This is a genomic window from Azospirillum sp. 11R-A, from assembly GCF_049472615.1.
GTDB lineage: Bacteria > Pseudomonadota > Alphaproteobacteria > Azospirillales > Azospirillaceae > Azospirillum > Azospirillum palustre.
Map to the genome: position 1 here is coordinate 157,061 of NZ_JBCEBL010000010.1, position 11,977 is coordinate 169,037.

At 67.0% G+C, this 11,977-nt stretch carries 11 protein-coding genes; 5 read left to right on the top strand and 6 right to left on the bottom strand.

What is annotated here, in order from left to right:
* Positions 1–125: 125 nt before the first annotated feature.
* Entirely contained in the window at positions 126–551 is a 426-nt protein-coding gene (gene yajC, locus VH569_RS16065) for a preprotein translocase subunit YajC (RefSeq protein ID WP_423316234.1), read from the bottom strand.
* A gap of 225 nt (positions 552–776) precedes the next feature.
* Between yajC and VH569_RS16070 the strand changes: the two genes are divergently transcribed.
* A complete protein-coding gene (locus tag VH569_RS16070) occupies positions 777–1,670 on the top strand; it encodes an ATP-binding protein (protein ID WP_423316235.1) in 894 nt (297 codons plus the stop codon).
* Here the strand turns inward: VH569_RS16070 and VH569_RS16075 are convergent.
* The 5 genes from VH569_RS16075 to VH569_RS16095 form a co-directional block, all read right to left on the bottom strand.
* The gene (locus VH569_RS16075) at positions 1,627–2,901 is read right to left on the bottom strand and encodes a peptidoglycan DD-metalloendopeptidase family protein (protein ID WP_423316236.1); all 1,275 of its coding nucleotides are present in this window, start codon (positions 2,899–2,901) and stop codon (positions 1,627–1,629) included. The two genes, VH569_RS16070 and VH569_RS16075, sit on opposite strands and share 44 nt — an antisense overlap.
* On the bottom strand, positions 2,898–3,551 hold the full coding sequence (locus VH569_RS16080) for a protein-L-isoaspartate(D-aspartate) O-methyltransferase (RefSeq protein WP_423316237.1): 654 nt from the start codon (positions 3,549–3,551) through the stop codon (positions 2,898–2,900). The genes VH569_RS16075 and VH569_RS16080 overlap by 4 nt, the downstream gene beginning before the upstream one ends.
* A complete protein-coding gene (gene surE / locus VH569_RS16085) occupies positions 3,548–4,330 on the bottom strand; it encodes a 5'/3'-nucleotidase SurE (RefSeq protein ID WP_423316238.1) in 783 nt (260 codons plus the stop codon). The genes VH569_RS16080 and surE overlap by 4 nt, the downstream gene beginning before the upstream one ends.
* Positions 4,330–5,601 (bottom strand): serine--tRNA ligase, encoded by a 1,272-nt coding sequence (gene serS / locus VH569_RS16090; protein ID WP_423316239.1) that lies wholly within the window; start codon positions 5,599–5,601, stop codon positions 4,330–4,332. Before serS ends, surE begins: the two co-directional genes overlap by 1 nt.
* A gap of 146 nt (positions 5,602–5,747) precedes the next feature.
* Positions 5,748–6,440, bottom strand: a complete 693-nt coding sequence (locus VH569_RS16095) for a class I SAM-dependent methyltransferase (protein ID WP_423316240.1) — start codon at positions 6,438–6,440, stop codon at positions 5,748–5,750.
* A gap of 318 nt (positions 6,441–6,758) precedes the next feature.
* Here VH569_RS16095 and VH569_RS16100 point away from each other — a divergent pair, with 318 nt between their 5' ends.
* The 4 genes from VH569_RS16100 (at position 6,759) to VH569_RS16115 (ending at position 11,931) form a co-directional block, all read left to right on the top strand.
* Complete coding sequence (locus VH569_RS16100) at positions 6,759–7,961, top strand: MFS transporter (RefSeq protein ID WP_423316241.1); 1,203 nt, start codon at positions 6,759–6,761, stop codon at positions 7,959–7,961.
* A gap of 120 nt (positions 7,962–8,081) precedes the next feature.
* Positions 8,082–8,645, top strand: coding sequence for a 1,2-dihydroxy-3-keto-5-methylthiopentene dioxygenase (locus tag VH569_RS16105; protein WP_423316242.1), 564 nt, complete (start codon positions 8,082–8,084; stop codon positions 8,643–8,645).
* Between the two features lie 437 nt (positions 8,646–9,082).
* Positions 9,083–10,366 (top strand): type III PLP-dependent enzyme, encoded by a 1,284-nt coding sequence (locus VH569_RS16110; RefSeq protein WP_423316243.1) that lies wholly within the window; start codon positions 9,083–9,085, stop codon positions 10,364–10,366.
* Positions 10,367–10,509: 143 nt separating this feature from the next.
* Complete coding sequence (locus VH569_RS16115) at positions 10,510–11,931, top strand: homospermidine synthase (protein ID WP_098739819.1); 1,422 nt, start codon at positions 10,510–10,512, stop codon at positions 11,929–11,931.
* The last annotated feature ends 46 nt before the right edge of the window (positions 11,932–11,977 follow it).

The following is an 11,977-nucleotide window of genomic DNA, read 5'->3' on the forward strand; positions in this document are numbered from 1 at the left end:
GCGTCACTCGAATCCGATCAGACACCCGGTCCGGGCGACCGCCCCGCCCCGTCGAGGGGGCGAGCGGCCGGGCCGGACGGGAAGCGCCTTCGGGCCGACCCGTGGAAGAGGGGCCCGGCTGCGGCTTACTTGCGGCCGAACAGCTTGCCGATCCCGCCGGCGGCGGTGGTGTCGGCCGGCTTGGCCTCGCCATCGACGGTCGGCGCGGTGTCGCCGCCGGACTTGCCGGCCGGCTCGGTCTTGGCGAGAACGAGGTTCACGGTGGAGCGCAGGCAGCGCACGCGCACGTTCTCCGCAATCTCGACGGTGATCTCGTCGTCGGTGCCGACCTTGGTCACGATACCGATGATGCCGCCGCCGGTCACGACGCGGTCGCCACGGCGGATGGCCGACAGCATGGTCTTATGCTCCTTCATCTTCTTCTGCTGCGGACGGATCAGCAGGAAGTAGAAGACGACGAAGATCAGGATCAGCGGCGCGAACTGGACGAGCATGTCACCGCCGCCGCCAGCCGAGGCCGCCGTCTGTGCATAAGCCGTCGAAACGAACATCTGGAAGCTCCTTACAGGTTTGGTCTCGGCACCGGATCGGCGTTCCGCCGGGACGCCGCGACTATAGCCGCCCATGACCGGGATGCAATGGTGATGCGCCACAATCCGCGGGCGCACCACAGCTTGTGTGCTTGCCTTGCTGTGTTACGGTGCGAAGGCGTCGGAAAGATGGCTGCGCGGGCACCCACTTTCCATGGAACATCCAGAAAAAATTTCCGGAAAATTATGTCGCACTCAATCAAAAGCCCTGGCGATCAGTCCGGTGCCGATCAGGCGCTCGTCCCCTTGCTGACCCGCATCGCCGAGGCGCTGGAACGTCTCGCCCCGCCGCCGGACCGGCCGCTGGACTTCGGTGCGGCGGATGCCTTCGTCTGGCACCCCGATCCCGACCGTCTGGAAGGGGTGCCGGTGGTCAACCGCGTCGACATCATGCTTCTTCAGGGCATCGAGCGGCAGCGCGAGATCCTGCTGGAAAACACCCGCCGCTTCGCCGCCGGCCTGCCGGCCAACAACGCCCTGCTGTGGGGTGCCCGCGGCACCGGCAAAAGCTCGCTGGTCAAGGCCGCCCACGCCGCCATCTGCACGGAGCGGCCGGGCGAACTGGCACTGGTCGAGATCCACCGCGAGGACATCCCCACCCTGCCCCGCCTGCTGACCCGGTTGAAGGGCGAGGCCCGCCGCTTCATCCTGTTCTGCGACGACCTGTCCTTCGACCATGACGATGCCCATTACAAGTCGCTGAAGGCGGTGCTGGATGGCGGCATCGAAGGGCGGCCGGACAATGTGGTGTTCTACGCCACCTCGAACCGCCGGCACCTGATGCCGCGCGACATGATCGAGAACGAGCGGTCGACCGCCATCAACCCGGCGGAAGCGGTGGAGGAGAAGGTGTCGCTGTCCGACCGCTTCGGTCTGTGGCTGGGCTTCCACAACTGCGACCAGGACACCTATTTCGCGATGATCGAGGGCTATGTCCGCCATTTCGGCCTGGAGATCCCGGAGGACCGGCTGCGCGCCGAGGCCGTCGAATGGTCGGTCACGCGCGGAAGCCGGTCGGGCCGGGTGGCCTGGCAATTCATCCAGGACTTGGCTGGCCGCCTCGGGAAGTCCCTTCGCTGACCTTGCGGTCCATCTGGTCGCTCGGGTCGACGGCCTGGCTGCCTTTGCGCAGCTCGAAATGCAGCTGGGGCGAGGACACGCCGCCGGTCTGCCCGACCCGGGCGATCACCTGCCCCCGCTTCACCGAAGCGCCGCGCTCCACCTCGATCTTGTCGAGGTGGGCGTAGGCGGTGATCCAGCCGTCGGAATGCTTCAGCAGCAGCAAGTTGCCGAAGCCGCGCAACTCGTTGCCGGCATAGGCAACCACGCCGTTGTCGGCGGCGACCACGGCGGTCCCCTTCGCCGCCGCGATGTTCAGCCCGTCATTGTGCAGACCGTCCGGCTTCGGCCCATAGCCGGAGATCAGCTTGCCCTTCACCGGCCACAGGAAACGGGCGCCGCCACGCGGCGGCGGGGCGCCGACCTCGGCCTTCGGCTCCGGCTTCGGTGGCGCAGCGGCGGCAACCTCCTGCTGCGGAGCGGCGGCAGGCGGAGCGGGTTGTGCGGCTGGTGCCGGAATCGGCGTTGCCGCCGGCTTGCTGCCGGGCGGACGCAGCAGGGTCGGCGCCTGGCCCGGCTGATAGGCGGTATCGCCGGCGGCGGCGGGAGGAGCCGGGACAGGTTCCGGCGCGGCCCCAGGCTTGGACGGCGGCGGCAGCGGCGTGGCGGCGATGCCGCCGGAGGACGTGGAGCCGGAGGAGGACGCGCCGGGCGGCGGAAGCTCGGCCGCCTGCACCGACCCGCGGCCGGCGGGCGAACCCTGCGGCGTCAGCGGCACGGCACCGCCGGAGGCGATCCCGGAAGCGACCATGGTCCCATTGCTGTCATTGCTGCCCGGCAGGCGCAGGGGCTGGCCGACCTGCACCGCATAGGGCGGGGCCAAGTTGTTCAGCCGGCTCAGTTCGCTGACGTCGACATTGTGCATCCGGGAGATGCTGTAGAGGCTGTCGCCCTTCTGCACGATGTACTGGCGCGAGGTCGGCAGCACCAGCCGCTGCCCGACTTCCAGCCGGTAGGGCGGAGCCAGCTTGTTCGCCTCGATCAGGTCGCGCAGCGGCACATTGTATCGGCGCGACAGGCTGTAGGCGCTGTCGCCCTTCTGCACGCTGATGGCGCCGCCAGCCGAATCCGGCACCTCGGAAACCGTGGTGAAGGGGGCAAGCCCCCCCACCCGCTCGCAGGCACCGAGCGCCAGGACGGCGGCGGACAGAACAAGGGCGGGCAGGACGCGCTTGGAAAATGCGGGTTTCATGCGGAACGGACCGATTGCGGCGGGTCGGACAGCAGCGGAACGAAACGGACGGGCCACAGGTCCTCCCGGATAAGGCCAGCTTCGGAGCGCCGGAAACGCACGACCCTCTGGTCGCGGTGATCGGTCCCCAACGGAATGACCAAGACACCATCAATGGCGAGTTGATCCGTCAAGTCTTTTGGCGGCTCCGGCCCACCGGCGGCTGTGACCAGTATACGGGCGAAGGGCGCCTGCTCCGGCCAGCCCCGCGTCCCGTCGCCGAGCCGCGTGGTGATGTTGCCGATGTCGAGCACCCGGAACCGCCCCTCGGCCTCACGCAGAAGCGGCTTCAGCCGCTCGATGGTGAAGACCCGGCGGCAGAGCCGCGACAGCACCGCCGCCTGATAGCCGGAACCGGTTCCGACCTCCAGGACAAGATGTCGCGGGAGCAGTTCCAGCGCCTGGGTCATCAGGCCGACCACCAGCGGCTGGCTGATGGTCTGGCCCTGATCGATCGGCAGCGCCGTGTCCTCCCACGCCCGATCCTGGAAGGCCTCCGGGACGAACAGCTCGCGCGGGATCCGCTCGATGGCCGCCAACACGTGCGTGTCGGTGACGCCGGCCCCGCGAAGGGCCATCAGCAAGCGGATCTTGCGCGGGTTGTATGTCACACGAAGGCCTGCCTCAACGTCTGCAACGTCGGCGTATGAGTGAGGTCGAGATAGACGGGCGTCACCGAGATGCCGCCGTTGAAAACGACATGGATGTCGGTGTCGTCCGCCACGTCGGCTTCGCCGCGCAGCGTGCCGATCCAGATGTAGGGCTTGCCGCGCGGGTCGACACGCTCGAGCAGCTCGTCGCCGATCTTGCGCTTGCCGTGGCGCACCACCTGGATGCCGGTCACCTCCGCGGCCGGGCGGGCCGGGAAGTTGACGTTCAGCAGCACGTTCTTCGGCCAGGCCACCGTCACCGCCTTGCGCACCACGTCGGCGCCATGGGCGGCGGCGGCGGACCAGTCGATCGGCTGGCCCGGCTCGTAATGCTGGCTCATGGCGATGGCCGGCACGTTCAGCAGGGTCGCCTCCATCGCCGCGGCGATGGTGCCGGAATAGGTCACGTCCTCGCCGATGTTGGAGCCCTGGTTGACGCCGGACAGAACCAGCGTCGGACGGGCGTCCTTCATCACATGGTTCACCGCCAGCAGCACGCAATCGGTCGGCGTGCCGTCGACGGTGAAGCGGCGTTCATCCAGTTTGCGCAGGCGCAGCGGCCGGTTGATGGTCAGCGAATGGCTGGCCGCCGACTGCTCCATCTCCGGCGCCACGACCCAGACGTCGTCGGACAGCTCGTGCGCGATGGCTTCCAGGACCTTTAATCCCTGGGCATGGATGCCGTCGTCGTTGGTGACGAGGATCCGGGTCCGGGACAGGTCGAGCGGCAGGTCGAACATCAGATGGAAATCCTCTCCACTCCGCGCATGTAGGGACGGAGCGCTTCAGGAACCAGGATCGAACCGTCGGGCTGCTGGTAATTCTCCAGAACCGCGATCAGGCAGCGCCCGACCGCCACACCCGATCCATTGAGGGTGTGCATGAACTGAGTTTGCTTCTCGCCCTTGGGCCGGCAACGGGCTTTCATCCGCCGGGCCTGGAAATCGCCGCAATTGGAAATGCTGGAGATCTCGCGGTAGGCGTTCTGGCCCGGCAGCCAGACCTCGACGTCATAGGTCTTGCGCGAGGAGAAGCCCATGTCGCCGGTGCACAGCACGATGGTGCGGTAAGGCAGGCCCAGCCGCTCCAGGACCGTCTCGGCGCAGCGGGTCATGCGCTGATGCTCGTCCTCCGACTGTTCCGGGGCGGTGATGGCGACCATCTCCACCTTCCAGAACTGATGCTGGCGGATCATGCCGCGGGTGTCGCGCCCGGCCGACCCTGCTTCCGCCCGGAAGCAGGGGGTCAGCGCGGTGTAGCGCAGCGGCAGCTCCTCAGACGCCACGATCTGGTCGTTGACCAGATTGGTCAGCGGCACCTCGCTGGTCGGGATCAGGTAATGGTCGCTGGAGGTGGTCTTGAACAGATCCTCCTCGAACTTCGGCAGCTGGCCGGTGCCGAACAGGGCGGTGTCGCGCACCATCAGCGGCGGCGCGATCTCGGTGAAGCCGTGCTCGCTGGTGTGGATGTCCAGCATGAAGTCGGCGAGCGCGCGTTCAAGACGGGCCAGACCGCCCTTCAGCACGGTGAAGCGGGCGCCGGACATGCGGGCCGCCGCCTCGAAGTCCATCAGGCCCAGCGCCTCGCCCAGCTCGTAATGCTGCTTGGGGTTGGCGATGTCGGGCGGCGTGCCCCAGCGGCGAACCTCGACGTTGGCGGTCTCGTCCGGGCCGTCCGGCACGTCGTCGGCCGGGATGTTGGGGATGCCCGCCAGGATGGCGTCGAGTTCCGCACCGAGTGCGCGTTCCTCCTCCTCCACCTGGGGTAGGCGGTCCTTCAGGGTCGCCATCTCGTCCAGGATCGGCTGGGCATCGCGCCCCTCGCGCTTGGCGAGGCCGATTTCCTTTGCCGCCTCGTTCCGGCGGGCCTGCATCTCCTGCATCTGGGTCTGCGCGGCGCGGCGGCGGCTGTCGAGGTCGAGCACGGAGGACGACATCGGCGCCAGTCCCCGGCGGCCAAGGCCGCGGTCGAAGGCTTCGGGATTCTCACGGATGGCGCGAAGGTCGTGCATGGCTCGAACAATCAACGAATTGTGTGGGGCACTGGTTATACGGCGCGACCCCGCCAAGGTCCAGTGCGAGGCCACAGCGCCGGTCGGTACGGATGGAGTCGGCCATCGTCGGTGCCCCCGATGATACCGCGCATCGGGGGCTCTGCTCAGGCAGCCGGCTTGGTCAGCACGGCGACGGACTGTCCCAGGGCATGGCCGCCCCAGCGCGGGTCGTGGGAATCGACGAAGGCGACCTGCGGACACCCCAGGTGGGCGGCCCAGCGCGAGATCGCATTGCGTTCGATGAAGACGTTCAGGTGCGGGAGGACCGACTGCCGACGGGCCGCAACCGTGTCGGTAAAGATCGTCCAGTGGTTCGGATCGGCGAATTCCAGAAACGAGAAGATGATGCGACCGCCCGGCTTCGCGGCACGCACGAGGTCCATCAGATACAGAAAGGAATCCTCGTGCCTGAGATGGGTGAAGACGCTGAAGGCGCAGCAGATGTCGGCGAAGGCGTCGGGCACCGGGATGGACAGCCCGTGATTCAAAAGGAATCGGTAATGCGGCGGTGCCTTGGAGGCGGCGAACCGAAGAAGATCGTCGACAACGTCCACCCCGAGATATTCGACACCCCACTTCTGTGACAGCGCCGTGGACAGACGACCGCTGCCACATCCGAAATCCAGAACGGACATACCGTTCGCCAATCCATGCTGCTCCAGCACCTGGCATTCGATATGGCCGAAAATCTCGTAGGCCCCGCCAACCGCCTTGCTCATCGCCACATCGATGGGATCGACGCTCTTCAAAGCCGCAACCAGCTTCTCGTAATCATCGACGAAATATTCTTTTTCCATTACCGGTCTCGACAAAAGGAGAGCAATCGATCGTACTGCGGCTGCCGCAGCCACGGTGTTCGAACCGTTTCCGATGGACCATAGAACGGAAATCAAACCCTGAAAAGCCGCGAAGCAGCCAAGTATCGGCTGGACTCGATTCCGCACCGGCTATCCCGGTCGGGGACCGGATGTCGTCGGATTGCGTCCGGAGCATGACGGACAAGACTTTGGGAGCTTGGACAATTTTTCCCTCGGCGCACAATGTCCGCCGGCCGTTCGCATGGCAGCGTGGCGAATCTTCTGAAGCGCAGCAGGGCTTTTTGGCAGTGAGGGATTGTGGCAGAGCAGGATAATGAATCGCCCGCTTACCTGGTGTCGGGCACTCCGGCCTACCGGCGCGCCAGCCGCATCCTGTTCGTCGCCGGCTTCTCCACCTTCGCCACTCTCTATTGTGTCCAGCCGCTGCTGCCCGACTTCGTGCGCGAGTTCGGTGTAACGCCGGCGGAATCGAGCCTGTCGCTGTCGTTGACCACCGGCATCCTGGCGGTGGCGCTGCTGGTGGCCGGCGCCATTTCCGACGGGATCGGCCGGAAGCCGGTGATGGTCGCGGCATTGCTCGGCGCCGGCATCCTCGGGATCGTCGGCGCACTGATTCCGGGCTGGCATGGCTTCCTGGCCGTGCGGGCGCTGGAGGGTCTGGCACTGAGCGGCCTGCCCGCTGTGGCGATGGCCTACGTCTCCGAAGAGGTCGATCCGAAGTCGGCCGGCGTCGCCATGGGACTCTATATCGGCGGGACGGCCATCGGCGGCATGTCGGGCCGGGTGCTGACCGCCGTCCTCACCGATCTCGGCAGCTGGCGGCTGGCGGTCGGGGTGGTCGGTGCGCTGGCGGTTGCAGCCGCTGTCACGGTCTGGTTCGCCCTGCCGCCGTCGCGGCACTTTGTCCGCCGCGCCGCCGGGCTGCCGGCCCTGGTGCGGGCTTGGCGTGGATTGCTGACCGATCCGGCTCTGCTCGGGCTCTTCTCGCTCGGCTTCCTGCTGATGGGCGGCTTCGTCACCGTCTTCAACTATATCGGCTTCCGCCTGAGCGAGCCGCCGTTCGAACTGCGTCCGGCCATCGTCGGCGCGGTGTTCCTTGTCTACAGCTTCGGCGTCGTCAGTTCCCCGCTGTTCGGCGGCTGGTCTGGCCGATTCGGATCGAACCGCACGCTGGCGGCGGCGGTGGCCCTGATGGTGACCGGGCTGGCGCTGATGGAGATCGACAGCCTGTTCGTCATCGCCTTCGGCATCGCCCTGTTCACCTTCGCCTTTTTTGGCGCCCATTCCATCGTGTCGGCCTGGATCGGCCGCCGCGCCGCGATGGCGCGCGGCCAAGCCTCCTCCATCTATCTGTTCTGTTATTACCTGGGCTCGACGCTCGCCGGGACGCTCGGCGGGCTGTTCTGGCATGGCTATGGCTGGACCGGGGTGGCCGCCTTCGTCAGCCTTCTGCTGACGGTTGCGGTGGGGGTGACGGTCGGCCTGCAACGCAGCCGCTGACGGCCGAGCTGCGGTACAGCCGCCGATGCGCGGCGAACGGTCGCGGCTGCGATTCGGCTTATTGCGCTGCGCCGGACGGCGCTTCACGGTGTGCGTGTCCATTCGGCGGGAGTGCGCGCGGTGAGCGATCTGACCGTATATCTGGAAAGCGATGCCCGCCGGCCGGAACTCCGCACGTCCGATGCGGCCCTGATCGCGGCTCATCTCGCCCATGCCGGTATTCTATGCGAGCGCTGGAACGCCGATACGCCCCTCCCCGCCGATAGCGATGCGGATGCCGTGCTGCACGCCTATGCTGTCCCCATCGAGCGGCTGAAGCAGGCGCGCCGCTTCCTCACGGCGGATGTCGTCCGCGTCACCCCACAGACGGATGGCATCGCCGCATTGCGTGCCAAATTCCTGGACGAACACACCCATGACGAGGACGAGGCGCGATTCTTCGTCGAGGGTGCCGGCGCCTTCTACATCCATCTGAAGGCCCGCGTCTTCCGCGTGGTGTGCGAGGCCGGCGATCTGCTGAGCATTCCCGCCGGCACGCCGCACTGGTTCGACATGGGGCCGAAGCCGCGCTTCACCACCATCCGTTTCTTCGGCCGTCCCGACGGTTGGGTGGCCACCCCGACCGGCGACGCCATCGCCGCGCGCTTCCCGCCCTTCGAGCCGGAAGCTGCGCAGGCGGCCTGAATCCGCCCCATTCCCGCCTCAAAAAATTCACTTGAATCACGGGCGGAAAAGCGTAAATCAATCGGCACGACGCACCCGCACGTGCCTATGGCCCTCTGTGGTTATGCTACGACGTACCGCGTCCTTTTTGGCAGAACCGACCATTCCAGTGGGTCGGTCCCGAGAGGGAGGTCAGTATGTACGCTGCCCACGGTGGGGCTGTGAGACGGTAGCCCTTTAGCCGGTAAACGACGCGCTGTTGCCTGGAGCTTCACAGCCCGGGGCCGCTGCTCGCACCGGCTTTTTCCGTCTCCCCCCCTTCCAAAATCCGATCGATCGCCGATTCCGCTGCGCCACCCGCGCCCAGTCCTGTGCTGGCCGGCTCGTGACGCGGCCGGGGATCGCCGTCTGCTCACCGGACCGGCTTGCGCGCCGCCGTCCGGGGATAGGAGTGCGCCATGGGTTTCCTGCGTTCCCGTTCCGCCGTCACCCCGCTGCGCCGCGTCGGCCTGAACGACAGCAGCGCCGTTTCTCTGTCCACCGGCCGCCGCTCCACCGTGGCGCAGGCCGTCGCCCTGCACCGCCCGGAAGAGCCGATGCACTGCATCCGTCCCGGCGTGCTGGCCGACACCGCCGACAGCTTCCTGAAGGCATTCGCCGGTGCGACCGATGCGGTCGCCCGTGGCGGCGACGTGCTCTATGCCGTGAAGTGCAACCCCGAGCCGGCGGTGCTGCGCGCCCTGTGGGCCGGCGGCGTGCGCCATTTCGACGTCGCCTCCCCCGGTGAGATCCGCCTGATCCGCCAGATGTTCCCGGACGCCGTCCTGCATTACATGCACCCGGTCAAGGGCCGTCAGGCGATCCGCAACGCCTATCACCAGTATGGCGTCCGCGACTTCGTCCTCGACAGCCGGGAAGAGCTGGACAAGATCCTGGAGGAGACGGACGGCGCCGCCGACCTCGGCCTCGTCGTGCGGCTGTCGCTGCCGAAGGGCAACGCCGTCTACGACCTGTCCGGCAAGTTCGGCGCCGCCATCACCGATGCGGTGGAGCTGCTGCGCGCCGCCCGCGCGGCGGCGGCGAAGGTCGGGCTGTCCTTCCATGTCGGCTCGCAGATGCTCGACCCGTCGGCCTATGAGCGTGCCATTGCGCTGGCCGGCTATGTCATCGCCGAGAGCGGCATCGACCTCGACGTCCTGGACGTCGGCGGCGGCTTCCCGGTGTCCTATCCGGGCGTCACCCCGCCGCCGCTCGGCGACTTCATGGCCGCCATCGCCCGCGGCATCGCCGCCATCGACCTGCCGGCGCAGTGCCGCCTGTGGTGCGAGCCCGGCCGCGCGCTGGTCGCCCCCGGCGTCTCGCTGGTGGTTCAGGTGGTGAAGCGGCGCGGCAGCGAGCTGTTCATCAATGACGGCGTCTATGGCGCGCTGTCGGACGCCGGCGTGCCCGGCTTCCGCTTCCCGGCACGGCTGATCCGCCCGTTCGAGGCGATGACCGATGCCGGGGATGAGGCCTTCAGCTTCTACGGCCCGACCTGCGACAGCGCCGACAAGATGGCCGGCCCCTTCCACCTGCCGGCCGACGTGAAGGCCGGGGACTGGATCGAGCTGGGGCAGCTCGGCGCCTATGGCTCCTGCCTGCGCACCGCCTTCAACGGCTTCGACCAGGCGCGCGTCGTCGAGGTGTCGGACGCCCCCCTGCTCGCCACTCCCGGTTACCAGCTTCGCTCCTGCGCTGCCTGAAGGCGAAGCCGGTTTCTGTGGATAAAGCGTAAAGACATCCGTAACATTCAGTTGCCCGGCGCGTCCCGTTTCCGCTTCTCCGAAGTGGGCGGGAGCGCCGGGTTATGTCGTCGGCCTAAACTACCTCGGGGAGACAAAAAATCATGGCCCTGGACACGAAGCTCTGCACGTTCACAGGCCGCATGGTCATCGTTGGATTCGGTTCGATTGGCCAGGGTGTCTTGCCGCTGCTTCTCCGTCACATCGACGGACTTACGGCCGACCGAATCACCATCGTCACCGCCGAGGAGCGCGGGCGCGAGGAAGCGGAGCTTTACGGCGTCGCCTTCCACAACAACCCGCTCGACAACGACAATTTCTTCCAGGTTCTGAAGCCGCTGATCGACAAGGGCGATTTCCTGGTCAACCTGTCGGTCGACGTTTCGTCGCTTGCGTTGATCGAGTTCTGCCAGCGGGTCGGCGCCTTCTACACCGACACCTGCACCGAACCGTGGGCGGGTGGCTACACCGATTCCAGCCTGTCGCCGTCGCTGCGCTCCAACTATGCGCTGCGCGAATCGGCGCTGGCGCTACGCGGCCGTTACGAGGGCGGCCCGACCGCGTTGATCACCCATGGGGCGAATCCGGGTCTGGTGTCGCATTTCGTCAAGCAGGCACTGCTGAACATCGCCGCCGACACCGGCGTGGAAACCGATGTCCCGACCGACCGCGACGGCTGGGGACGGCTGGCGCAGAGGCTTGGCATCAAGACCATCCATGTGGCCGAGCGCGACACCCAGGTGTCGAACCAGCCCAAGCGGATCGGCGAGTTCGTCAACACCTGGTCGATCGACGGCTTCGTCAGCGAAGGCTGCCAGCCGGCCGAGCTGGGATGGGGCACGCACGAGAAGGACTTGCCGCCCGACGGCCGCCGGCACGAATTCGGCTGCGACGCCGCCATCTACCTGATGCGCCCCGGCGCGGCGACCCGCGTGCGCACCTGGACCCCGCTGGAGGGGCCGTTCCACGGCTTCCTCATCACCCACAGCGAGGCGATCTCGATCTCCGACTATTTCACGGTGCGCGACGGCGACCGCGTCGTCTACCGGCCGACCTGCCACTATGCCTATCACCCCTGCGACGACGGGGTGATGTCGCTGCATGAGCTGGCCGGCAAGAATTACAACATGCAGGCCGAGCAGCGGCTGATGATGCATGAGATCACCGGCGGCATGGACGAGTTGGGCGTCCTGCTGATGGGGCATCCCAAGGGCGCCTACTGGTTCGGCTCGCGGCTGGACATCGACACGGCGCGCTCGCTGGCGCCCTACAACAACGCGACCTCGATGCAGGTGACTTCCACCGTTCTCGGCGGCATCGTCTGGACGCTGGAGAACCCGAATCGGGGGTTGGTGGAACCGGACGAGGTCGACTTCCGCCGGGTGCTGGACATTGCCACCCCCTATCTCGGCGAGGTTGTCGGCGCCTATGGCGACTGGACTCCGCTGCAGGACCGCAATGTCCTGTTCCCGGAAGACATCGACGAGGACGATCCCTGGCAGTTCAAGAACTTCCGGGTGAATTGAGAGACGTTGGATGAAGCACCGCAGCCCCCGAAGCCGGTTCCGGCAC